Origin of the sequence: Photobacterium sagamiensis (genome assembly GCF_050337085.1) — a bacterium.
Taxonomy (GTDB): domain Bacteria; phylum Pseudomonadota; class Gammaproteobacteria; order Enterobacterales; family Vibrionaceae; genus Photobacterium; species Photobacterium sagamiensis.
This window is the reverse complement of record NZ_JAKJSP010000056.1, coordinates 1-23,586: the sequence shown is the minus strand read 5'-3', so window position 1 is coordinate 23,586 and position 23,586 is coordinate 1. Positions and strand designations below refer to the sequence as shown.

General features: G+C 43.2%; 19 protein-coding genes and 3 pseudogenes. 4 read left to right on the top strand and 18 right to left on the bottom strand.

All coding sequences use genetic code 11. The features are described from left to right. Window positions 1-46 precede the first annotated feature (46 nt). The 5 genes from fbp to L4D76_RS22945 form a co-directional block, all read right to left on the bottom strand. Window positions 47-1,084, bottom strand: a complete 1,038-nt coding sequence (fbp, locus tag L4D76_RS22965) for a class 1 fructose-bisphosphatase (RefSeq protein WP_428443194.1) — start codon at window positions 1,082-1,084, stop codon at window positions 47-49. A 526-nt stretch (window positions 1,085-1,610) separates the two neighbouring features. After that, on the bottom strand, window positions 1,611-2,645 hold the full coding sequence (locus L4D76_RS22960; protein WP_428443193.1) for a GGDEF domain-containing response regulator: 1,035 nt from the start codon (window positions 2,643-2,645) through the stop codon (window positions 1,611-1,613). Window positions 2,646-2,647: 2 nt separating this feature from the next. Then, window positions 2,648-3,229, bottom strand: a complete 582-nt coding sequence (locus L4D76_RS22955) for a chemotaxis protein CheB (protein ID WP_428443192.1) — start codon at window positions 3,227-3,229, stop codon at window positions 2,648-2,650. A 12-nt stretch (window positions 3,230-3,241) separates the two neighbouring features. Continuing rightward, complete coding sequence (locus L4D76_RS22950) at window positions 3,242-4,081, bottom strand: CheR family methyltransferase (protein ID WP_428443191.1); 840 nt, start codon at window positions 4,079-4,081, stop codon at window positions 3,242-3,244. Continuing rightward, a complete protein-coding gene (locus L4D76_RS22945; protein ID WP_428443190.1) occupies window positions 4,081-8,241 on the bottom strand; it encodes a response regulator in 4,161 nt (1,386 codons plus the stop codon). The genes L4D76_RS22950 and L4D76_RS22945 overlap by 1 nt, the downstream gene beginning before the upstream one ends. A 543-nt stretch (window positions 8,242-8,784) precedes the next feature. On the opposite strand from L4D76_RS22945, the gene L4D76_RS22940 reads away from it, so the two are divergent. After that, complete coding sequence (locus tag L4D76_RS22940; protein ID WP_428443189.1) at window positions 8,785-9,069, top strand: hypothetical protein; 285 nt, start codon at window positions 8,785-8,787, stop codon at window positions 9,067-9,069. Window positions 9,070-9,339: 270 nt separating this feature from the next. Here the strand turns inward: L4D76_RS22940 and L4D76_RS22935 are convergent, their stop codons facing one another. The 6 genes and pseudogenes from L4D76_RS22935 to L4D76_RS22910 all read right to left on the bottom strand — a co-directional run. Next, on the bottom strand, window positions 9,340-9,450 hold the full coding sequence (locus L4D76_RS22935; RefSeq protein WP_428443188.1) for an Arm DNA-binding domain-containing protein: 111 nt from the start codon (window positions 9,448-9,450) through the stop codon (window positions 9,340-9,342). A gap of 104 nt (window positions 9,451-9,554) precedes the next feature. After that, window positions 9,555-10,199 carry a hypothetical protein gene (locus tag L4D76_RS22930; RefSeq protein ID WP_428443187.1) on the bottom strand — a complete coding sequence of 215 codons (645 nt, stop codon included), beginning with the start codon at window positions 10,197-10,199 and terminating at the stop codon, window positions 9,555-9,557. 282 nt (window positions 10,200-10,481) lie between these two features. Next, window positions 10,482-12,650, bottom strand: a complete 2,169-nt coding sequence (locus tag L4D76_RS22925) for a DUF6351 family protein (protein WP_428443186.1) — start codon at window positions 12,648-12,650, stop codon at window positions 10,482-10,484. Between the two features lie 505 nt (window positions 12,651-13,155). Then, a complete protein-coding gene (locus L4D76_RS22920; protein WP_428443185.1) occupies window positions 13,156-14,133 on the bottom strand; it encodes a YARHG domain-containing protein in 978 nt (325 codons plus the stop codon). Between the two features lie 334 nt (window positions 14,134-14,467). Then, window positions 14,468-15,238 (bottom strand): hypothetical protein, encoded by a 771-nt coding sequence (locus L4D76_RS22915; protein WP_428443184.1) that lies wholly within the window; start codon window positions 15,236-15,238, stop codon window positions 14,468-14,470. Between the two features lie 194 nt (window positions 15,239-15,432). Continuing rightward, window positions 15,433-16,278: pseudogene (locus tag L4D76_RS22910) on the bottom strand (ISL3 family transposase); the annotation flags it as partial. Window positions 16,279-16,592: 314 nt separating this feature from the next. On the opposite strand from L4D76_RS22910, the gene L4D76_RS22905 reads away from it, so the two are divergent. Beyond that, window positions 16,593-16,730, top strand: a complete 138-nt coding sequence (locus L4D76_RS22905; protein ID WP_428443183.1) for a hypothetical protein — start codon at window positions 16,593-16,595, stop codon at window positions 16,728-16,730. Window positions 16,731-17,028: 298 nt separating this feature from the next. Here the strand turns inward: L4D76_RS22905 and hflX are convergent, their stop codons facing one another. Further along, window positions 17,029-18,369 carry a GTPase HflX gene (hflX, locus tag L4D76_RS22900; protein WP_428443182.1) on the bottom strand — a complete coding sequence of 447 codons (1,341 nt, stop codon included), beginning with the start codon at window positions 18,367-18,369 and terminating at the stop codon, window positions 17,029-17,031. 476 nt (window positions 18,370-18,845) lie between these two features. Between hflX and L4D76_RS22895 the strand changes: the two genes are divergently transcribed. Beyond that, window positions 18,846-19,178, top strand: coding sequence for an AbrB/MazE/SpoVT family DNA-binding domain-containing protein (locus tag L4D76_RS22895; RefSeq protein WP_428443181.1), 333 nt, complete (start codon window positions 18,846-18,848; stop codon window positions 19,176-19,178). Between the two features lie 59 nt (window positions 19,179-19,237). Here the strand turns inward: L4D76_RS22895 and L4D76_RS22890 are convergent. Together L4D76_RS22890 and L4D76_RS22885 are read right to left on the bottom strand one after the other, a co-directional pair. Continuing rightward, a pseudogene (locus tag L4D76_RS22890) lies at window positions 19,238-19,417 on the bottom strand (IS3-like element ISPpr7 family transposase); the annotation flags it as partial. Window positions 19,418-19,465: 48 nt separating this feature from the next. Continuing rightward, window positions 19,466-20,203 carry an IS6 family transposase gene (locus L4D76_RS22885; RefSeq protein WP_428443180.1) on the bottom strand — a complete coding sequence of 246 codons (738 nt, stop codon included), beginning with the start codon at window positions 20,201-20,203 and terminating at the stop codon, window positions 19,466-19,468. 290 nt (window positions 20,204-20,493) lie between these two features. Here L4D76_RS22885 and L4D76_RS22880 point away from each other — a divergent pair, with 290 nt between their 5' ends. After that, window positions 20,494-20,838: a PilZ domain-containing protein gene (locus tag L4D76_RS22880; protein WP_428443179.1), complete on the top strand. Its 345-nt coding sequence runs from the start codon at window positions 20,494-20,496 to the stop codon at window positions 20,836-20,838. A gap of 742 nt (window positions 20,839-21,580) precedes the next feature. Here the strand turns inward: L4D76_RS22880 and L4D76_RS22875 are convergent. From L4D76_RS22875 to L4D76_RS22860, 4 genes and pseudogenes are all read right to left on the bottom strand, one after another. After that, window positions 21,581-22,135 (bottom strand): annotated as a pseudogene (locus tag L4D76_RS22875) (phage virion morphogenesis protein). Beyond that, complete coding sequence (locus tag L4D76_RS22870; protein WP_428443178.1) at window positions 22,135-22,326, bottom strand: hypothetical protein; 192 nt, start codon at window positions 22,324-22,326, stop codon at window positions 22,135-22,137. The pseudogene L4D76_RS22875 and the gene L4D76_RS22870 overlap by 1 nt, the downstream one beginning before the upstream one ends. Before the next feature lie 17 nt (window positions 22,327-22,343). After that, window positions 22,344-22,553, bottom strand: coding sequence for a hypothetical protein (locus L4D76_RS22865; RefSeq protein ID WP_428443177.1), 210 nt, complete (start codon window positions 22,551-22,553; stop codon window positions 22,344-22,346). A gap of 229 nt (window positions 22,554-22,782) precedes the next feature. After that, a complete protein-coding gene (locus L4D76_RS22860) occupies window positions 22,783-23,238 on the bottom strand; it encodes a ferritin-like domain-containing protein (protein WP_428443176.1) in 456 nt (151 codons plus the stop codon). Window positions 23,239-23,586: the final 348 nt, after the last annotated feature.

The following is a 23,586-nucleotide window of genomic DNA, read 5'->3' as shown; positions in this document are numbered from 1 at the left end:
CACACGAGAATCCCCATCTTCAATGGATTAGACGTGATCGTAGTGGTTAACCTTGATATGCCTCTATCTGTGCTTCATCAGAAAAATCTGCGATGAATTTCTCAACTTTATTTACCATCACGGGTGATCCAGCAAAGAAAGGGACCCGCTGATGAAGTTCTGTCGGCTCCATATCCAGAATCCTGTTTATTCCATCGGACGCCACGCCTCCCGCTTGCTCCATAATGAAGGCCATAGGGTTGCACTCATAGAGCAAGCGCAGCTTACCGTTCGGATGAGTCGCGGTGGCTGGATAGAGATAAATACCACCTTTAAGCAGGTTGCGGTGAAAATCGGACACCAGTGAACCAATATAACGAGAGGCATAAGGGCGGTTTTCTTCCGGCACATATTCCTGGCAGTATTTAATGTACTTTTTCACCCCCAGTGGGAAACGAATATAATTGCCTTCGTTAATCGAGTAGATCTTGCCGTCTTCAGGGATCCGCATATCTTCGTGTGAAAGGCAGAATACCCCCAGCGATGGATCGTAAGTGAAGCTATGAACACCATTTCCTGTCGTGTAAACCAGCATGGTCGAGGAACCATAAATGACATATCCCGCAGCAACCTGATGTTTGCCAGCCTGAAGGAAATCTTTTTCTGTTGCTGGCGTACCGACCGGTGTTACACGGCGATAAATGGAAAAGATGGTGCCGACGGAAACGTTTACGTCGATATTCGAAGAACCATCCAATGGATCGATTAATACGACGTATTTAGCGTTACGGTTCAGCTCTTTACTAAAGACGACGGCTTCGTCATCTTCTTCACTGGCTACACCACACACTTGATCGCGGGCCTCTAGGGCTGTCTTGAATTTTTCGTTGGCATAAAGATCGAGTTTTTGCTGCTCTTCTCCCTGAACATTCTCTTCGCCGGATGCGCCTGTGATATCAACCAATCCTGCTTTATTTAGTTCACGGTTTACAATCTGGGCGGCGAGTTTGATCGAACCAAGTAGCGACGAAAGCTCACCACTTGCGTGGGGAAAGTCACTCTGCTTCTCAATAATGAACTCGCCAAGTGTTTTTATATCGGACATTTCCTATCCCTGTAATCCTGTTACGCAGCTGTATCGCTAAAAATATTCTATTAACCTCAATTGAGTATTAAGAGCTTTTAAAAAAGAGGTCTGTAACATATTAGCCAAATATAAATTTTTGATATATACATAGCGCGTAATATAACTGTTTACACACGCGAACAATCTGATCCTTTTATAAGAACACGTGGCTATATTTCTAACGAATTTTGAAGTCGGTATTCGGCATTGGATAAACCGAGAATTCAACTCGCGCATACAATTAAGCACGACAGGACTGGGACAGGGACAATAGACGCACAATATACAATAGTAAGAATTATCCTGCTATTAATGGCTCTTAGGAATTTGACTCAAAATAATTTTAAGCCGCTACGAGAATAAGAAATTGACAGCAGTAACGAGCCTGGCTAGCAATACATTACTGCACAGCCCTGTGCCTAACACCACCTGAATGTTGGAAAGGGTGGAAGACCCAAATGCTCCTCCCTCTCCGGCTGCGGTTATGAGAGAGCAAGGGCTGGGGTTATGAGAGAGCAAGGGCTGGGGTTAAAGCGCTTACATTTTCATTTACCGCCAAACTGGAACAGCAGTTTCGGCCGCTATGTTTCGCTTCATATAAGGCTTCATCCGCAACCTCCATCAGTTTGCGAGAAGAAATCTCCGAATTAGGAATAACGGTCGAGGCGCCAACACTGACAGTAAGATGATTACTCGAAGGTGAAGAGCTATGAGGTTTACTCAGTATCTCAATGCTCTCTCTGATACGTTTTGCCACCTGCATCGCCCCTTCAGTGTCGGTTTCTGGGAGGATAATGGCAAACTCTTCACCACCAATACGAGCAAACTTATCCAATTCGCGTAGCGGAATGCTCGAAAGCGTTCGTGCAACTTCCCTGAGGCAGTCATCACCAACCTGGTGCCCATAGGTATCGTTGTATGCTTTAAAATGATCAATATCTAACATGATCAAAGAAAGAGGTCTTTGGGCCCTTATTCCCCGCTTCCACTCCGCATTAAACACTTCATCAAAACGCCGTCGATTCAACAGGCCAGTCAGACCATCGGTGGTAGACAACATCAGTAGCTGTTCATTCGTTTCCTCCAGCTGCTGTTGCAGTTCTTCGAGCTCAACAAGTTTGCGGTTAAATTCCTGCGTTTTTTCTCGCAAGGCTTCTTTTTGCTGAAATAATTCGATAAATACACCGACTTTACTTTGAAACACCATGGGAACCAGTGGTTTCAACAGATAATCGACAGCACCCGATTCATAACCTTTGAAGATGTGTTCGGACGCTTTAGAGGCAGCAGTTACAAAAATAATCGGGATATGTTTGTTTTTTTTGTTTCCCCGCATCAATTCTGCAACTTCATAGCCATCCATTCCCGGCATCTGGACATCGAGAAGGATCAACGCAAATTCATGATCCAGAGTATGTGCCAACGCCTCCTCGCCCGAGTTGGCTTTGATGAGATCAATATTGAACTGCTCAAGCAATCCTTCAAGCGCTAACAGATTTTCTGGTCTGTCATCAACAATCAATATCTTGGGAATACCCATAATTATTCAGATTCGYAAAGTATATTTAAAAAATGACCTATTTCATTCAAAGGCAAAATATGGTCAACCTCTACTGCTTCAATGGCCGCTTTGGGCATGGCTTCCGCCTCGGCTGTCTCAGGAGACTGCACCACTGCCAGTCCTCCAAGCTGCTTAATTTTGATCAGCCCAGCAGCACCATCAGAGTTGGCACCGGTCAGAACGATCCCGATCAGCGCATCCTGGTAAGCTTCTGCGGCAGTTTCAAACAGCACATCGATGGATGGACGAGAAAAATTCACCCGCTCGTCTGTTGATAACGCGATAGCCCTGTCGCACTCAACCATCAAGTGATAATTTGGCGGGGCGAAATAGACGACGCTGCCTTCTATACGCTCTTTATCCTCAGCCTCTTTCACTTCCAACATGCAATGATTGCTGAAATGGATAGGAAGGTAATTTTCAGAGGTGGGGCTGATATGCTGAACAACCAGTACAGGAAGTGAAAATGTGCCCTTAAGAACTGGCAATATTTTTTCCAGTGCGGCCAATCCACCCGCTGAGACACCAATAACTACCGCCCGGTATTGTCTGCTCTTGCTCATCCCACCTATTCCCTAAAATATGCGTTTTTTGCGGTAAATTTTTTCTCGCTCAGATACCACTTCAAACTGATCGGCAACATCAGAGAACCTGAGGCTCTCCTTTGAACCCAGGCAGAGAAAGCCGCCAGGGCACAAGCTATCACAAAACAACTGTAGCACCCGGTTCTGCAGCTCCCGGTTGAAATAAATCAATACGTTTCTACAGAAAATGATGTTCATCTCTCCGAACACACCATCAGTTACCAGGTTATGAGGTGAAAACAACATCTTATCTTTAAGAAAACTCTTCATTACCACGTTGTCGTAATCGGCAGCATAGTAGTCTGAAAAAGAGCGGGTACCACCTGATTGCTGATAGTTAGCTGTGTACTCTCGCACGAGATCCATCGGGTAGATGCCTAGCTTTGCCTTTTCAAGGATCCGCTCATTAAAATCCGTGGCATAGATCTGAACTCTATCTTTTACACCCTCTTCTTCCAGCAGGATCCCCATCGAGTAGACTTCCTGGCCGGATGAACAGCCTGCGTGCCACACTTTGATAAAAGGATAAGTTTTAAGATGAGGCACTACGGTGTCGCGAACCCGCTGGTAAAACCAGGGATCTCTAAACATCTCAGTGACATTGATGGAAAGATCAAGCAGCACCTTATTAAAAAACGGCTCATCACGGATCACCCGGTGCTGCATCTCCGAGAAGCTTCTCAACCCCTCATGCGCTCGCCGGTGTTCAAGTCTGCGCTTGGTATGTGCGAACGCATAATTCCTGAAATCATAGCCATATTTACGAAATATGGCTTCTAACAGCAGCTGGATCTCCAGCTGCTCATCTGAAATAGTTACTGTATTAGACATTAGTACAACCACACCCTCAACATGGATAGAAGTTTGTCGGTATTCACTGGTTTAGCTAAATAGTCGCTGGCACCGGCCTCGATGCATTTACTGCGATCACCTTTCATTGCCTTGGCCGTTAACGCAATAATGGGCAACTTCGCAAACTCCCTCTGTTTGCGGATCTCGCGCATCGCTTCATAACCATCCATCTTGGGCATCATTATGTCCATCAGTACGCCATCAATATTGGTTTCCTCTTTAAGCTTATCGAGACACTCAAGTCCATTTCTGGCAATGACGACTTCCATGCCTTTCTCTTCCAGCACACTGGATAGCGCAAACACATTGCGCATATCGTCATCCACCAGCAACATTGTTTTACCACTCAACACGGCTTCCTTATCATGGATCATCTTGAGCATACCGCGCTGCTCAGCCGGCAGGTTAGCTTCTACCCGATGCAGGAACAGAGCTGACTCATCGAGCAGGCGCTCCGGCGATTTCACCCCTTTGATGATGATACTCTCAGCATAGCGATTGAGCTCTTTCTCCTCATCTCGCGTCAAATCACGGCCGGTATAGATGATAATCGGCACCCGGGCTGCGGTTTCGCTTTTGCGAATACACTCCAGAAGTTCAAACCCGGACATGTCACCAAGCCCCAGATCCAGGACCATGCAGTCATAACTGCTGTCTTCCAGCTCTTGTAATGCTTCTTTACCTGTGCCTACCGCGGTAATGCTGACATCGCCGTCGCCGATCAGCTCCTTGATACTTTCTCGCTGTACATCATCATCCTCTACCACCAGTAATCGACCCACAGGCTTAGAGATAATATCTTCGATTTTACCGAATGCCTTTTCCATCTTATTTACGTCGACAGGTTTGGTCAGATAACCGATCGCTCCCATTCGCATGGCATCTAGCGTACTGTCATTGGCCGACATGAAATGCACCGGAATGTGCCTCAGTTCAGAGTTGTCCTTAAGGCGTTCCATCACCGTCCAGCCATCGATGCCTGGCAAACCAATATCAAGAATAATGGCACTGGGCTTATAGTAATCGGCAAAGTGCAGACCCGTTTCACCATCTTCCGCGACGATACACTTAAAGCCTCGCTCCCTGCCAAAGTCACGCATAATCTTGGCAAAGGCACGATCATCTTCAATGATTAGCAGGCTCTTGTTTTCAGCCGTTACCGCCTTGCGATCATCATCAATGTACTCACTCTCTGTGGGCGGTATCTGCAATGGTTGCACCGCCGGTGCAGGTATCGACGACATCGGAACACTGGCTTTCGTTTTTACTTCTGGTTCTGAAGCTTTAGGTGAGCTTGCCGGCTTAGTTTCAAGTACGGAGTCAACGACAATTCCCGTGTTGTCTAACATTTCGTCGGTATGGGCTGCTTTGCCTTCATGTGCAAGAGGCAGCACAATGGTAAAGGTACTTCCCTGCCCCTCTTCACTTTCCAGATAAATCGCGCCGCCCAAAAGGTGAGTCAACTCTTTAGTGATTGAAAGCCCAAGCCCAGTACCGCCGTAATTGCGGCTGGTGCTGCCATCGGCCTGCTGAAACGCCTGGAAAATAGCGGTTTGTTTCTCTTTCGCAATCCCTATCCCATCATCTTTAACCGCAAACACGATCAGAGACTCAGGCTCAGCATTTAGCTGCTTACACATCTGAGAGTCAGGACGTGAAATGGACAACTCCACAGCCCCCTCATGAGTAAATTTAAAGGCATTAGTCAGGAGATTACGTAAGATTTGCTGCAGGCGCTGCGAGTCAGAACGCAAGGATTTCGGCGCATCATCCGAAATATTCAGCTCAAACGCGACCCCTTTCTCGCTAGCAATATCCTTATAGATGCGATTAAGATCTTTGATCAAGCCATCAATACCGACCTCTTCTATAAAGAGTTCAACCTTGCCAGCCTCAATCTTAGACAGATCCAGGATCTCGTTAATCAATGACAAGAGATCAGAGCCGGAGGAGTTGATCGCATTGGCAGACTCAATCTGTTTATCTGTCAGATTACCGCCTTTGTTGTTAGCAAACAGCTGGGAAAGAATAAGAATGCTATTTAACGGGGTTCTCAACTCATGAGACATATTGGCAAGAAACTCAGACTTATACTTACTCGCCACTTCAACCTCGCGAGCCTTTTCTTTTACCACTTCTTGTGCCTGAACCAACTTTTCATTATTTAAGAGTATCTCCCCTTTTTGCTCTTCTAATGCCTTGGTGCGCTCTTCCAGCTCTTCGTTGGTAACTCGCAACTCTTCCTGTTGTGCCTGCAATTCCGCTTCAGATTCCTTAAGCACTTTCGCCTGCTCTTCAAGCTCTTCATTGCTTACGCGAAGCTCTTCCTGCTGGGTTTGAAGTACCTCTTCCGATTTCTTGAGCGCTACAGTTTGCTCTTCCAGCTCTTCATTGGCCACCCGCAGCTCTTCCTGCTGCTTCTGAGCATGTTCTAGTAGTTCGCGGATCACCTGGCGATTGTTGGCCGCATTAAACAAGATTCCGGCGTTGAGGATCACTTGTTCCACAAAGCGTCGGTGCAGCTTGGTGAAGTTATCTGATGTGCCGAGTAGTACGGCACCGATCAGCTTGTCATCAATGGTGATAGGGATCGCCATAAAGTTATGCGGAACCACTTCTCCGGCACCGTAATTAATGACTGGTGCGTTATCAATAATATCGGTAAAAGTGATAATTTCATTTTCAAGTGCGGCCTGTCCGACCATACCTTCACCCAACTTAATACGGTTGTAGTTCCCTCTGCGGTCGGTGAACGCGTAGCTTGCCTGAAGCTCAAGCATATCCTCATTAACAAGATATAAAGCACCCAGCTGGGCCCCCATATGTTTGCTAAAAAAGGTGATAAATCGAGTCGCGAGATCAGCCGTTTCCAAATCACCGCGTAACTGATCGTCCAATGTTTCTTTACCCGATTTAAGCCAATCCTGCTCCTGAAGATTACTCGCCATATTGTTTAATGCCAGAGCCAAATCGCCAAGCTCATCTTTACGATCCAGATCCAGACTTGATGTCAGCTCACCTTTGGCGATCGCTTGTGCAAAGCGCATCCCCTCAATCAAAGGTCGCGTGGTGGCCCGAGAGAGAAATAAAGCGGCAATAGCGATCAGCACCAACAACAAGCCACCAATAATAGTCAGTGTCTGGTAGATCGTATATATCGGTTGGGTTACTTCATTCTCATTAATTTTAGAGATCAGATACCAATCAACGCCCGGCGCGTCGACCTTGTTGTAGGTCACCAATACCGGTACACCAGCACTGTCAGTATACGTATCAAATCCTCCGCCAACGCCGGTTTCCACAGCCTTAAGCCAATAATCAAGGGGCGGATTCAAAGAGTACCCGACCACATAGCGCCCGTTGCCCATCGTTTGCATATTGCTACGAAACTCGTAGGTACCATCTTGCTTATTGGCACCTAGCAGATAGGACTCCCCCGTTTCCCCCATTCCGATACGAGAATCCACAATCCGGGTGATGAATTCTGGAGACAGTTGCAGAACCAATACTCCGGTTATTTGCCCGCGTTGATTAGAAATTGGATGTGCGAGGAAAGCCGTTTCACTGCCAGCGGAAGGTTCGTAGGATTCAAAGTCAGTCAACACCACTTTGCCCGTCGAGAGGACTTTACGCCACGCATCGGCCAGCCCGCTATTCTGGTACCTCCCGTGGGTCAGGTTGGTTCCTTTAATATCGGTACCAGAGAGCGAGAACATGACATGACCGTGATCTGCATCGAGGATATAGAGATCGCTGTAGCCATACGCTTCAACATAATTCTTGAAATGGGGAAGAAAGCGCCCGATTAACTGAGAGTATGCGTTAGATTGAACATCTATCGAGGAGGTTGCTCCCGTATCAATCTCTTTCTCATGCTGATTTAGCTGCTGTGATAGCTCAATCACGCGTTCAGAGTCAGCTAAAACATCAATATCAGCAAAGCGCTCGTTGAAAAAGTCCTCAATATTCCCCTTTCGGATCGACTGAATCGTGATAAGACCATCAAATGATTCTTCAATCAGGGCTTGTGTGGCAAGTCGACTGCTGAAATAAACAGCTATCACCATAGGGATAACACCCGTGATAACCAGCAACCCCACCAGCTTGGGGCGAATACGCAAATCGGCAAAGCGAATCATTGTTACTCCAAAATTTAAAAAGCAGCCCATGCGCTCAGATACAAGCTTTCAATCTATCAGGGAAATCTTGGGTGACGATGAGTTCAACCAGAGTGTTCGAATAGAGGCCTTATAAGTTATCGGCATATTTTTTCATAAATTCATTAACAAAACCAATAATTAGTCCGTAAGAGTGCAACTAAGACAAGTGGTTGGATCAATTGAGATACTATTAAGCATGCTTATGCGGCAGATTTTCTACCCATAAGTACACTGCACGAGAAAGGCGTAGGAAATTAAAACTAATACCAATCGGTATACATAGGTTGGCCATGATTACCGAATTCAGTGTTAATGGCATAATTGTTCATTATCTGAGCGCTTCAAAAAAGCCGCACAATGCCGCACACCCCACGTTAGGTTAGAATAATTTGAGTCTGCACCGCCGTACAAATTAGGTATGTGAAGAGCTTATCGTCAATACTGACAAGAGAAACGAATCACCTTGCTGTTCAGTTTGAATAGTAGGGTTCAACATCAGGTTTATGCGCCCAAGGAGAAATGATGAAAAGTCTACTCGCTGTTGCTGTATTCGTATGTATGTCGTTCTCAGCGCATGCCGTCAATTGTACCACCTACGGGTCTGGTTCAATGAAACAGACACATTGTAGTGATGGCTCAACCCATACCAAGTACGAGAGCAAATCCAATAAAGCGGATACGAAGGAAGACGACGGTTTTATCAGCCACCAATCGTCGAGCACCAAGTTTGAGACAAGAACGGATTCACAAGGCAACCGCAAGTCAGCTACCTGCCGTACTGTAGGCAAAAATAAATATTGTGATTGATGACTGTTAACATCAAGCATGAGCACTGTCCCCATGATCAAATGTCGATTGGATATAAAGTGAAGAAGTCTTTTCTTATTGGAACTTTCCGAATTTCAGGCAAAAAAACCAGCATTAAGCTGGCTTGATTGCTATATCTCTCACTAATTTCAGCTCTACCAGCGCACAATGACTAATGAAGTTAGATAGTGGCACTGGGTTTTGAACAAATCATTTAGCACAGAAAAGCTTATTACTGGCTCAAGCGGAACCGGAGATTGGGGCTGCTGTTTAGTCAGGAAAGGAACCCAATGACATTGATCCCTTCTTACCATTGGGCGTATACCGTATGAAGTACATTTTGGTTCCACTCTTACCCACTAATAAGCGGAAGCCCTGCATTGATGTACACGAGTATTCACATTCACGAGTATAGGCTTGAAATGGAGGGGGAATGGCTCCCCCTTGATGCTCTTGTTTTCTATGCTCCTCATGAAACTAACAACTTACTCCACGGCTTTCTCTTCAACAGAAATAGCGAGCCCTTCAGTGTAAGTCATAACAACAACATCACCCACAGCAGATTTTTTTAAGTTTTCTGGATTGTGCGCAGTGAATTCACGGACGGCACCGTCAGTATTTTTCAACTTGAATGTATTTGCTTTAAGATTGATTTCTTCAACCGTTAATACATCAACTTTCGTACCTACAAGGGCCATACCAGGTATATCCCCCTCTTCAGCTCGACCAAGAACGGTTAATTCAGCCGCTGCGGCCTCAGGATTTTTAGTCGCTAGCACACGGAGAGAAAAGTTTTGCATGTACTCAGCCGTCACAGTGTCACCCACATTCACCTGTCCTAGATTACGAACGTCTTTACCTGCTGTGAAGGTGACTGGCTTACCTTCTTCATCTTTCAAGGTTACAAGGCGAGTTTTATGATCAATCGCAATCACCGTGGAGGTTACTACCACTGAGATACTGGCCGAAAAAGCAGGCTTTTCTGCTGACTCATACGGCACCGCATTCACACCCATAGTTACTTCTGCCGTTGCGTTGGGTGCATCGATTTCGGCTGGATTATTGGAGCATGCAGACAAAACAATAGTCGATGCGATGATGGAGGTCGTAAATAAGGTTCTTAATGTCATAATAATCCTTTATATGGCGGCTAACTTTATAAACAAGAGGACTCTCTCTTCTTAGGTAAATCGTTCGATCATTTTAATACTTGTGTTGTTCAAGAATAAGCGGGGATTAATTCCCCCAACTCAACACTCAATTAAATTAATATAGACCCTATATCAGACTCTTACAATATTAAACCATTCAGAACGGTTTAAACCTAGAACCAGAAGGATGGACAAAGAACCTTATTAATAATACTTATTTAGGTTTCATGTCCACTTAGCAACCATCGTAGATGGAAATGGTTAATGGCTTAAATGTTTTGGCCTGCCCATATCGCCAAGTGTATAATCACAAACCCCATCCGGAAAGGTTTGCTTTAATGCGCTCACTTTTGCAGACAAATCCAAATCGCCATACATGCCATTTTCAATGGCTGTTTCGATAAGAATGGTCTGACACTTAAAAATACTTCCTTGCCAGGGAGCACCTGCTTTTATTCGACTATTACTATAGATGGGGAAAAGGTTAGTACAAGTACCATTTGCTTGTTGATTCCAATCACCATTAAAAACGCCATTACCAGAGGCTATGATATTGCCGTTTTCGGCAAAACAGGTGTCTTTGGCCATAATGGGCTTAGCTATTTGTACTTTTTGTTGATAAGACAAGTGATCGGGCAGCTGGTTTATGGTCATTAACCATTTATCCATAACATCATAGGCTTTTTCAATTGGAGTATAGTGCTTATCAGAAATCCATATCACATGATTTTGAGTATGTTTTTGCGAGTTAAGGATCCGTAAGCGGCTGGCAAAAGAGGCCGAGGTATGATGCATATTCAAATCGTCTTCAAGGTAATGGCGAATATCAATGATGGGTAAGGAAATACGGCCAATAAACACCTGGCCATATTCATAGGCCTTGTTAATAGCTGTTAATGAAGCCGATTGTCGTTTCGCCGAGACGGTGTCGACTTTGGTAATATTATGATGTCCCCATAACGATAACCAAATTGGCGGAATTTTTGCGCTAAGGCTTATCATTCGTTCTGCCTTCATTTGTTTTAGAGGTTTCCATGAGCCAATTTTTCTATTTAAGTCAATAAATTCATTAAATGTAATGTGGTTTTTTAGCAACGCTTGCAGACCATATTGAACCCCTACATTATCCCAGGTCGATAAGCCAAAGCCGTGTTCATCTTGACCAAATATATGCACCATATCCTGCCAATAATTCCAGTTGACCTTTTCAACAACTGAATCATGAAAGTAGGGTTTAAGAAAGCCTTGTTTAGGGTTATTAATGTAACTGCTTAAACCAAAATAGCCGTTGATACATTCATTATTGCCCCGCGGAAATTCTGGTTTTTGCCAACGCAATAACTGATTTAACGGTTGCAGCCAACCGGCTTTTTGTTTCGCGCCATTTATGGCCCGTAGGCCTTCCACATGCTGTCGATTTTGCCAATTTTGCCATCTGACTCTATCACTGGCTCGAAAGCTGAAATAGTTATTAAGCAAGTCGCAATCTAAGGCATAAGTGGCGACACTTACCATGTCTGGGTAAGAATACAAAGGCAGCAAACCGTCTAATATGTCCTGACTATTTTGGCCGATAAGGTATTGCGATAAGCCACCGCCAGATCCTCCTATTCCAACTGTATACAAAGGCTTGTCGAATAAACTTACAAATTGCGCCTTTACCCGTCTGGCGGTATCTTCTGCCAATAACATATTATATCCATAGCTGGTTCGATTACCGCTGGAGGTGATTAAGGCGTAACCTTTTTTCAATTGGGAAAGATCTTTATTAATTAATCTGAACAGTCTAATTCGACCCTGCCTGTAACCTATGCCGGAGCCTCCTTCAAAACGATAAATCAAGCGTTTATTCCAGGCATTGGCACTGCTTTGATTGCCGAGCTCAGTCGGATAAATCGGCATCAATATGGTGTAGATATAACGGTTGATGGTGCCTTGTTCCACCCTAATTAATAGCTCGCCTTTGTTTAGTGGCGATTGCTTTAGTTCGAGCTCTGTTTTGCTATGTAGCTTATTGTTTTTATCGACAACGACATAGGCAAGGCGGGTATTTAATGAACAATCTTTAGAATAGCCAAGGTGTTTTTCGCCGTTAACAATGTCATAAACGGGAACCCCAAAACCTGTTTGATTATCCATGAGCGGCTGACCTAAACCTGAGTCTAAAGTCATGCAATAAAAGGGGTATTGATTGGGGCCTGAATAAAGGGACTGAGCAGGTCCAATGCCCCCTACTTTAATGGGAAACGGAAAAGTCTCTTCAGGCCTTTGGGTTTTGCTGATGTGCTGATTAATCTTTAGCAGATAATTAGCTTCAGGTGTGGCAATGGCTCTTACTTGCCTTGCAATTACACTGTCCTGATTAATCATCTGGCGGATGATGATAAATAAGAGTAAGAAGCCAACCAGCCCAACTATTATTTTTTTCATAGCATCATTTAGGTTTTCTGATCCATATCTATAAGTTTAGCTTCGCAATACCGGGATTGATTTAAATGTAACGGGGTTTTGGCCGAGTTTTCATGAAGTAGAGCGCCACGGTTAACAATTGACGTTATCAGTCAACTACTTGGTTTCAAGGTATTGGCGTGAATATGAGATTATAAATAGGGAAATTGCAATTGTTGCAAGTTCAGTTCACATTGTGCGCGATTTTTGATGACCTTGTTATATGATCGCGCGTATCAATGGTGGCGCGTCTTGCCTTTCGCCGTCTTGCCTTTTGCCACGTCTTGCCTTTTGCCTCTAACTCGCTAAGGGACAAAAATGAGTTAGATTAATTACTTAATTCGACAAATATGGAACTAATTTAAGTATCGAAAAGTCGCTTAACAATGTGTCCTGTATTAGTGGTACATATTCAGTCAAAAATCATCTTATTCGCATAACAGAAAGAGGTGATAATTTGAGGTCTCTATCCATTTAATGAAGTTGACTAATTAGTTGACTCTAACGCTTTTATCAGGCGAACATTTTTCGCTTCAATCGAGGATAATGAAACATCCGCAGTATAAGGCTTATACCAAGACTGTTGCGAAAAATAACGATTTAAATCTTCAGATTTAAATATGTAGCCGTGACGAGCGAAAATTTCGTTACGTATCAATCGAAGTTCAGCTGGACTGTATATCGCGAGTTCATCTTTACTAAGTAATCTGCCTGCTGAGTCGCCAATTAAATAGTTCTCGTTTTTAACACTCACCTTCACATCATCAGAACCAAACTCAATAGATTCGGAACGAAGTATTTCGTCTTCTAACATGCGTAGATACTCAACGTTATACCGCTCAATATCAGATAGCTGCACCGACGTATCCATCGGACGATACCAACTGGTTGCTTCAAAATAATACGCTAGCTCCTTAGAACTAAATTTATACCCATGCCTAGCAAATATCTCATTTCGAGCTAAACGTAAACGAGCAACATCCAAAGAACCAACATCATCATTGGTTAATTTTCTTTCTGAGCTAACCGCAAGTATCATCTCGTCTGAGCTTTTTTCAGGCCATAGGACACGTAATGATAACTCTTGACTAGTTATGTCATTTGGTGAATATGAAATCCATATCTCATGTTTTCCGTGGTTAATGAAAATGTTACCACCGTCAACAGAAAAGTGTTCACCTTTAGTTAATTGGTTAAGCGTTTTAACAGGTAAGATTTCCGTAATATCATAATAGTCATAAACATCGCCAGATCTCTTGCCTACAGCAAGACCATTAATATGAAACTCATCAAAGGGTATGTAGCGCTGGTTTTGTTGATCAACTATCTTTGCAGACCATAGGTCATCCCCTTTCCTTTGGAATAAAATGGGCTTATCGACATTTGAAGTGATATAAAATTTATCAGACTCAGCAGGTAATAATTCGCCAGTTAACGCTAAAGCAATTAACATAATATAGAACATACCCAACCTCTTTTTGAACGAGTGAACAAGTAGAAGCATGATATGGCATTCGAGAAAAAGGAACAAATGAGAAATTCCCAATATGTTACGAGCAACTACTCTAAATTGTTTTGGGGCAGAAATCACTTAGACTTTCTGCTCTAAATCATTGAGGGACAGAAATACGTTAGAGCATTTACGTTAAATAGTACTGTTTAGATGACATTCTCTATTGGATATTGCCTAAAGCTTTATTTATACCAGCCATCAGCCAATACTTCAGCATCATTTTTCATACGAGCTTTTACCTCAACACGTAGCAGCTGTTTTTCAAGCTTTATTGTCTGCTAAAGTCTTAAAGTTCGTATTGACACTCAGTAAGTATTTTTGATAATGCTTCTTTCGCGCCGTCAACCGGAATAACAAAGTGGTCCCAAGTACCTAGACCAGTGTATTGTTCCCAAGATTTTGGACCTAAATCACCACTCCCGTTATCCGGCCTCGGAATCTCAAGATACACTTCATTAGAATCTGCAATATCTTTAAGTATCCCTTTTTCTAGAACGTTAAAAATGCTCAGAAAGTTTAGGTGCTCTGGATGTTGATATAGCATAATGCCCGTGCAGGTGTCGCCGGAAACCGTACATAGCTGTGCATTTATTATATTAAATTCAATACCAGAATATTCCTGAGTTTTATCCTCGACAAGTACTGGCGCGTCACCTTTAAATTGCATTTGTATACGCACTGAATTGCGTGGTACGCATTGTACAGCTAAGCCCATCATTGTTTGGTCATTCATATCACCGATTGCACTAACGGATCTTAACGGCTGAACAGACGCAGTCCATAATTTTGTGCCTGCACTATTAATGACTCTGGAATTTGTTTTCCATTCCGGTACCGTTTTTGGTTTTTCATTCCCATATTTGTCTACGGGAACACCGTATAAATTCAAGCGTTCAGTATAAGCATATGCTGAGACTGTGCTAAGTATTATTCCAACGACCAAAATAAATTTTGAGATTTTAATCAACATATCCATTCCTTCTGTTTGCTCACCACGCATCTTTATTTTAACTGGATCGAAATCGACAAACCATGATTTGAAGGTGGCTTGCGCCATTTCTTCTAGGAATTGAACAAATATGATGTCAATTAGTTAGTTACATTGTACTAATGCCTAGTGCAATGGAACTAAGTTGCCTTTGTCCCAAGGCGATTAGAAATGATCTTCTGATCCGAATGCACCTACATTATTTTGAATGAATATTCATATCTTTGATGTTAAGCAATATTAGCGTAGGGGCTCTTCTCCGGTTAGGTGAGCTTGATTTCTGGATAAAAMATTGAATGCGTTTCTTTGGTCGATGTTTGCCTAATCTTTAACTTAAAATACTCTGTGTCTCTAACCCCGCGAGCTCTTCGCCTCAGAAGGCCAATTGACACGTTGCCTGCTTCCACACGAGCATTCGTCAGCCTATATTTAGCGTAATTACATATGCCGACTCTTCTCTCCCAGAGAGAGTYAGCAAAATTGATAAGTGATAAAATCCTTGTCTTTTTGGCTAGCYGGCACCACGCAYCAAGAGCTATAACCATTGAGTCAAAATCACGYTCACACCACAAAGCTTGTAGTTGCTCTTTAAGCATATAAATGGTGCAAAGTGTCTTATTACTTTCAAGTAAATCATCCAATCTATCTGACTGTTTATCATTTAATTTAGGTGCATTCTTAAGGAGRAGAAACAACGTGCCCTTAAGCATCTTTTTTTCYTGATGTGTACCATTTCTAAACGCTTTRTTTCGTTCTTTYCTAATCAGTAGATGGTAGTTTTGCATCACGTGAAATCGGTCAAATACGATGTCTGAGTTTGGTARAACTTTTCTCACTGCKGATTGATAGGATTGGCCCATATCCATTGATACTGCTTGAATTCCGTCTCTTGTTTTCAGCGGTAATTGCTCTAAAAAATGGATAAGTATATTGGCAGTTCTTCCGTGATCTACCCATATCAAGTGCCCTGAGATAAGGTCATAAACAACGGTCATGTAGTCATGGCCTTTGGCTCTTGCTACCTCGTCGACACCAATATGAACAAGGTCAACCAGCTTACTRGRTTCAAGTGCAGGGAGAGTAGAAWACAAGATAGCCTTGTCGACATTTTACAAGTACTGTCGATGCTTCTTCGGTAGAAATAGAATGAATGCATTGGCCTGGAAAGTTAAATAGAGCTGAAGTCAGTGACATCAGAGTACTACACCGTTCTGTTAATAAAATAAATTCTATAAAACATTACGTTAAGTTATTTCTATTAACAATCGGAGACTCAACAAACCGGAGAAGAGCCGGAAAGTATGGGAAACGTTCGATAGGCAAAATACAAGACCTGACCCCGTTAGTTTTACGTTAGTTTTTCTCTAAAGATGGTATCGATATCAAAATTGGCACTATTCACTCAGTAAAAGAGGAAACTAATATGGCAACGTTATTATTTGAGAATCAGAATTATGGTAATTCTGAAGGCGATTATTTTTTTGGTAAACCATCAGGTGATTTGTTTTGTGGAGATGAATATAACCGTCCACAAAGTTTTGAACGTTTAGAAGGAAGGTGAAAACAACTTATGTTGCTATGAGCCGGCCGACTCACTTATTGTGTATTGCAATGAATAAAGACCTAGTCGGTTGTAATACTTACCCACAAGAAAAAAAAGAAAAATGTAATTGGGAAATTATTGAGTAGCTTTTCTAATCAACTTTAATTAATGGTGGTTTTGTGAGGGAGTTATGCTAGATTCAATTAACAAGGGCACTCACCGTTAATTGATAAACCAGAGCCTCTCAACTAAGGCTAAATAACGACCTAAAGTGAGAGGTTTTTTATTATGGCGGTGGCAGTTCACACTTTCCTCTTTATAAATTCAGCATCTGCTTTTTTAACCTTGCTAAGTCAATCGCGTTTGACCGTACGGTGAGCTTAATATGACTATACTCATATTCTTCCTTAGTGACACTCATGCTAGATCGAATTTCACCTATGATACCTTTAGCTGTATAAGGAACAATAATCTCATCTTCAATCATCTCGTGCTCGGCAACGCCAACGATATATTTATGCAGTTTAGTGATATCAAGAGGGTTGCGGGTTGAAGTCATCATGGCATCAGGAAACTCTTCCATCAGTGCCTGCTGTTGCTCAGTGTTCAGTTGATCTGATTTATTCAGTACAAGTAATTTTTTAATGCCTTCAACGCCCACTTCTTCCAGTACCTCGTGTACAACATCAAGTTGCGAACGAAAAGAAGGATCTGAGGCATCAACCACATACAACAACAATGAAGCATCATGCGCTTCTGCTAAGGTTGAATGAAATGAGGCAACTAAATCGTGAGGTAATTTTTTAATAAAACCTACTGTATCTGAAACTAATATTCGAGGTTGAGTGATTGGCTGCAACGCACGTACGGTGGTATCAAGCGTTGCGAAAAGTTTGTTTTCTACTAATACCTCACTACCTGTAATCGCTCGCATCATTGATGACTTGCCCGCATTGGTATAACCAACCAAAGCGACACAAAAAAGTTCAGAACGTTGTGTACGTCGGCCTTTCATTTCATCTTGAACACTAACCAACTCGCGCTTTAGTTCGGCTAATTGGTCGCGTACTTTACGACGGTCTAGCTCTAGCGTAGTTTCGCCAGCACCTTTACCCATTTGACGTTCTTTATTACCACTTGTGGACTCTCTAAGTCGCGGCGCTAAATAATTAAGGCGAGCAATTTCAACTTGTAAGCGTGCTGTTCGGGTACGAGCATGACGACTAAAAATTTCAATAATAATCCCCGTACGGTCAAACACTTCTACGCCTAATTGATTCTCCACATTACGCAGCTGTGATGGACTTAAATCGCAATCAAATACCACCACATCAGCACATGAAAACGGCAGGTTTTCTGAAGGGATGTCAGTAAATGGCGTCTCATCAGGTAAGTCTTCGGCTTCTTCTCCTTCTTCAACCAAACCCTTGTTACCAGTGAGGTGCGCTATTTCAGCCAGTTTTCCTAAACCCAGTACATTCAGTCTTTGGGTCGAACTTTGCTTTTGCGACTGCGTGCCGACCACTTTAAACCCTAGGGTAGTCACTAAACGAGCAAGTTCTGCAAGTGATTCTGTTGCCTCATCACCTTTAAACTGCGGTGTGCAAATAGAAATAAGTAAAGCGTGATTAAGTGATGCTTTTGCTGTTAGTTGCATGATTTTTTATGTTAGTGCACCTGAGTGCAAACCTGGTTTTTTATCTAAAGTTGTTTGATCCTACGCTGTTATAGGTGAGCTTTATAGGGTAATAGAATACTAAATACAGATATTATTTTAGTTGGCGATAAATCGCCGACATATAGTGGTGTTAGGCAATATATTCAGTCATGTTGTCACCGCAACTTTTGGCTCTTAGATGTCCAACAGGACTGTAAATTTAGTGAATCAGTGGGATCTTGCGTTTTGCTATCGCATAAACTCAAGAATGACAAAACTAGGTGAACAGAATGTGTATGAGCTTCTACTCATACTCACAATGGGGCATAACCGAATTAGCGTTCTTGATTTACTTCTGCATAGCAATGCAACCTGGAGATAGTCAACAAAGAGTCAGTTTTTGCTCGGTATTGGGAGGAAATGAGCAGCTTGATAATGCAAAGCTATACTAATGTGAATACAACGCTAGGTAACACATGATGAAAAAGATGAAACCAATTACTCGAAATGAAGTATCTCAGCTAACTTGTGATAAATGTGGATTCACTGCAAGTTCTGAAGATGCCGAATTTCATGAATTTCTCTGCATCGATAAAACTGGCGGTTACAATTCAGTTTTTGGTGATGGTAATCATATAGAGCTAGATTTATGTCAGGATTGCCTTAAAGAACTTCTGGGAAGTTGGATTCGAATCAGTGCAAAGTGTGAAGACAGAAAATCTTGGAATAAGGTTTTCGAAGAAGAACAGGTTGAAGACGACTTCCTAAGCGAGCGAGATGATGTACCACCTGGCCGTATAGGTGATTAACTGCGACAAACTAACACAAGCGGCGGTTTTCAAGCTACTTGTCGCCTGTTAGTTAAATATTATGCCGCCTCGACTTCTTTGCTATTGGCTTTCCCTTTTTCAGGATTCAGGTATACAGAACCGACTTGTTCTAAATTTTTAATATTGCCACTCCATCGCTCTGGGTGTCGTGCTTTCGCAGCATGATATAACCGAGTTCGTTTAGCTAAAATTTCGATGTCTTTCCCTGTATGGCGTTGTTGCAAATAATTAGATAAGACAGATCTACCCAGTGATGGGCTTAATGATTACTGGTAAACAACCTCAACATTGAATAGACGATTCATGAAGGCGGATCTCTCCCGCACAAGGGTTTTACGTTCATCATGACGAAGCCAAAAATCAATCTGCCCTTTGTTTACCATCCGTAATGACTCAAATCCCTGGATGGCTGACCAGGCTCGCTTTCGTATTTTAAACCCACCAGTGGCTACAACGAGTTTCTTTATTGGGGCGTGATCAGACTCGATACCATTATTGAGATACTTCACTTGCCGCTGCTCGACATCCACTCGCAGTCGTCCCTCCTTCTTCAAGCGGGCAATCGCATTGGCGTATGAGGAATGCTTGTCGGTGTTTAACGTTTTAGGCTGATTATCTAAGTCGTAATATCTCAGGCAGCGCCTAAGAAACTGATAAGCGGCTTCTTTATTACGTTTGTGAGAGAAATAGAAATCCAGCGTTTCGCCTTGCTTGTTGATGGCACGGTAAAGGTAGTGCCATTTCCCCTTCACTTTGACGTAGGTTTCATCGAGCTGCCACGAAGAGTCTGTCCGGATGAATTGATGGCGACGTAACTTCTTGCGTAATGCCGGGGCATATTCAATGAACCAACGATAAATGGTCGAACGATTAACCGAAATCCCCCGCTCTGCCAGCATGTCGCTGAGATTTGCGTAGCTCATCGGTGTTGAACCATACCAACGAAGGCACCAAAGAATGATTTCAGGAGCAAAGTGTTTCCATTTGAATTCGGGGTTGGTCATCGAGTTGCTGGATTGGATGGGAAAGAAGGAATTCTGAGCCTTGGCTGATTTTTTTGCAACAATCCCCATTCTGGTGGGATATCTTGTCCTGAATCCCATCGCGCGACTGTCCTCACAGTTTTAAAACAAAGATTAGCGGCTTCAATCTTTGATAAACCGCACATAAATTTCTTAAATTAATAATTCCGTTCGCATTCGGAATTTATATGCACTAAGTTCAACATTGTCCGCTACAAATTGTTTTTCGCCCCTTTTTTTCCTGTGGGGGATTGTCTATTTAAGGGAATATTATGATAGAGAAACGCAAGCATCAACGTATCAAAGCACCCTATGAGGTTATACTGAATCACCCTTCTTTCGGCACAGTGGTCGGCAAGGTCAAGGATATGTCGTATGGCGGTTTTTTTCTGATGTTCGATTCAATACCTCCCTTTGAGGAGGGACTGGTGGTCGAGGCGAAAATTCAAGGCGATGGCTGGGACGAGTCAATACCTTTTCTTAAGGTGCGGGTGATGCGTCTGGAAGCGTTGAGCATGGCGTTACAGTTTGTCGGGGGCTACCGTTTGCCTGATGTGCTATTTCGATACGGGCAAAACGTTAGACTTTTCGAGCTCATTGAAATGAACAACGGTTAACATTTGTAGGGGTCGGTAGAGGCCTTTTTTGCACCTGTTCGAGAGTGCTGTTCTTGTTACAGCACCACGTTTCGGTCACCTATAGGCCGTGGCCTAGCAGTGGTTATCCACCATTTCTGTGGATGCAAAGTAGGACACATAGCTATGAATACGGTTAGTAACGGGAACTCACCATACCAGAATGTGACATCTCTAAAATAGGGAAATGTGACATCACTATATTGGGTTAACACTGAGTATGTGTACGCTACATATCGACACCACCTGGACATAAATCAGCTAAAATTAACTCTGTGCCTTATCTGACAGACATTACCCGCTTTCGGCCAAAAGCCGACATCGAATTGATTTTGGATCTTGGGATAGAATGTGATTTCGATCCTATCTGGATCTACTGTGAAACCGTTTTCCGATACCGCGCATAAATTTGACCATCATCAGCATGGTGACACCCATTACGATAAGTGCGCAAGCAACAAACCATGCTAATATCTGCGGATATACGATGATTGCTAAACCTAGGATGATGAAAATAATCCCAGGAATAAACATCCATAAACCGGTGACCGGTTTCTCCATCATCCCCTTACATGTCTCTCCATCGCTGTATTGATAGTGTTCATATTCTGCTCCCAGCAAGATCATCAGGCTTTATGAACAGCGTAGTTGTGCTTCGATGTTATTGTTGTTTCATCTCTAAAACTTGCTTTGATTGGGCAAAGCACACCGCTTTTTCCAGCTTCTAACGATCCGCTTCTGAAAAATTTAGTGGCACATTAAATATCAATGTAATGGTATCAACGTGCGGAAATGGTTTATCGGTCTCTGTGAGTTCGATTTCCACCACTGTCAGAAAATCACCCAGAATCTGATAAATCTGCTCGGTATCTTCATCTGAAACGCCCAACCATGGGCGGGCAGGAATGGCGGCATTTTGTGGTCTTATTTCAGGGGAGCCTCCGAAATGGTGGATTGCCCCGTATTCATAGTTAGTGCCGAACGCGAACGACATCGGCTGTGCCTGGTAGTTCAGCTCCCGACCTAAATGCTGATTCAGTACCAGGATAAAGTCTTGGTTCTTTTTCTTCCGCTTCTTGTAATCTTCACTCAGTGGTTACCATGTCTGGCCGTCGGGTGATTCTTGTTTAGCCCAGCGTTCGTTATGGCTAAGAAGCAGCATTTCTCCGATATCCTGAAAGGCAGGCTGCAGGTTCTGGCCACGGGCTAACAGTTCGTTGAGGCGGGCATGAATATGGGCGTTGCCATCTAAGGTGTTTGAATAGTTCGCCCCCGCCATTAAATCAGCCCTTCTTTTCTCGCCTCGTCAATTAAAGCCTCATCAGCATCAGCTATCACAGCTTCCCAGAGCTCACCAATTTGATCGGCCTCTTCGCCATGGGCCAGCTTCTCCAACTTGAAGAGATGGCGCAGTAATTCAATGGTTAAATGCTGTTTTAACAGGTCTTGGGCTTGGATTAAAAGGGTCATAATCTGTCCTTTTTTGGTTAACTCGCAGTAGCAACCGCTTCGGTAATGAATGCAAAGGCATCCGGTAAAGTGCTTTCTGATGTCTGGGGCGCTAACAACCAGGCGACGAAATGCTCGGCAAACCATTCACTGTCATTAATGCCACCGTATTTCGTTAATGATGGTCGTCCCTTCGCCTGCGGCGGTATATTGGGCTTCCCTAATTTATAGTAGACCTGATGACCCATTTCGTGCACCCAAGTCGTCACAATTCTCGCTGATGAATTCAATGGATAAATAATACCAATCGGGATAACTGCGTTGTTACAGATGAAATAGAAATGAGGCTACATAGTCAATACTTTAGCAGATAAGATAGTGACGGAATGAGTTGAGGATAAGAATTGGCAATCCCCGTAAAGGATTGATTCACCTGATTGGGGTTTAAGCGCAGCATCCATGCTGCAGAGAGTCAGCTTAGCTATGAAACGGTTTTACATCACCGGGTTTTCTGAGCATCTTGTCGACTTCATCAAGATGAAGCTCTTCGAGGGCTATCATTTCCCTGGCATACTCTTCAAGCAATACCGATTGGCCTTCTGCCAGATGAAGAAGCTTATAATACAAGGCCAGAGCCGATTTCTCATGCTCTAAACTTTCCCTAAGTATATCACCAACATCATGTTTTTGGGTCTCCAGCAAAGGACCCACCTTGAGTGATGGATGCCCGCCCAACAAGGTCACAAGTTCCCCCGCTTTATGAGCATGAGCAAGGCCTTCTTCAGCATTTCCCTTCAGCCAGGAAACTATCGGTATGCGGTTATAGCCAAATACCATTAAGGAATAGTGAGTATAGCGAACAACACCTGCCAACTCCGCTTCCATAATATTATTCAATAAATCAACTACTTGTTGTTTTTCACTGTCATTCATCATGATTCCTTACTTATTTGCAACTCAGCATCAGCAGGCGGCCGAAACCACTGCCTGAAGGGAAAGTAATGTTTACTTATACAGAGTCTTATTTTAGTAGAGATCAAGAATCATGGTGTTGCTGGCCGATTGGTATAACGCAAAAAGGCCGCCCATTGGGTAATGCCGATCAGTTAAGGATCAGTTGAACGATCCTATGAGGCTGACATAATCCGGAATCAGTTAATGATTCCGGATTTTTTTATGCAACTTTCAGATGCTCTTGCCTCCGTTTCCCTTAACAGCCGTACTGACTTTCAAAGTCTTGCTGATGTTCTCGATCCTGCTCTTATCGAACAAGGCTTGAAT

Coding starts and splice junctions, on each gene's coding strand:
- fbp (WP_428443194.1), bottom strand. CDS start 1,084: ATGTCCGATATAAAAACACTTGGCGAGTTCATTATTGAGAAGCAGAGT.
- L4D76_RS22960 (WP_428443193.1), bottom strand. CDS start 2,645: ATGGGTATTCCCAAGATATTGATTGTTGATGACAGACCAGAAAATCTG.
- L4D76_RS22950 (WP_428443191.1), bottom strand. CDS start 4,081: ATGTCTAATACAGTAACTATTTCAGATGAGCAGCTGGAGATCCAGCTG.
- L4D76_RS22945 (WP_428443190.1), bottom strand. CDS start 8,241: ATGATTCGCTTTGCCGATTTGCGTATTCGCCCCAAGCTGGTGGGGTTG.
- L4D76_RS22940 (WP_428443189.1), top strand. CDS start 8,785: ATGAAAAGTCTACTCGCTGTTGCTGTATTCGTATGTATGTCGTTCTCA.
- L4D76_RS22935 (WP_428443188.1), bottom strand. CDS start 9,450: ATGCAGGGCTTCCGCTTATTAGTGGGTAAGAGTGGAACCAAAATGTAC.
- L4D76_RS22930 (WP_428443187.1), bottom strand. CDS start 10,199: ATGACATTAAGAACCTTATTTACGACCTCCATCATCGCATCGACTATT.
- L4D76_RS22925 (WP_428443186.1), bottom strand. CDS start 12,650: ATGAAAAAAATAATAGTTGGGCTGGTTGGCTTCTTACTCTTATTTATC.
- L4D76_RS22920 (WP_428443185.1), bottom strand. CDS start 14,133: ATGTTCTATATTATGTTAATTGCTTTAGCGTTAACTGGCGAATTATTA.
- L4D76_RS22915 (WP_428443184.1), bottom strand. CDS start 15,238: ATGGCGCAAGCCACCTTCAAATCATGGTTTGTCGATTTCGATCCAGTT.
- L4D76_RS22905 (WP_428443183.1), top strand. CDS start 16,593: ATGGCAACGTTATTATTTGAGAATCAGAATTATGGTAATTCTGAAGGC.
- hflX (WP_428443182.1), bottom strand. CDS start 18,369: ATGCAACTAACAGCAAAAGCATCACTTAATCACGCTTTACTTATTTCT.
- L4D76_RS22895 (WP_428443181.1), top strand. CDS start 18,846: ATGATGAAAAAGATGAAACCAATTACTCGAAATGAAGTATCTCAGCTA.
- L4D76_RS22885 (WP_428443180.1), bottom strand. CDS start 20,203: ATGACCAACCCCGAATTCAAATGGAAACACTTTGCTCCTGAAATCATT.
- L4D76_RS22880 (WP_428443179.1), top strand. CDS start 20,494: ATGATAGAGAAACGCAAGCATCAACGTATCAAAGCACCCTATGAGGTT.
- L4D76_RS22870 (WP_428443178.1), bottom strand. CDS start 22,326: ATGACCCTTTTAATCCAAGCCCAAGACCTGTTAAAACAGCATTTAACC.
- L4D76_RS22865 (WP_428443177.1), bottom strand. CDS start 22,553: ATGGGTCATCAGGTCTACTATAAATTAGGGAAGCCCAATATACCGCCG.
- L4D76_RS22860 (WP_428443176.1), bottom strand. CDS start 23,238: ATGAATGACAGTGAAAAACAACAAGTAGTTGATTTATTGAATAATATT.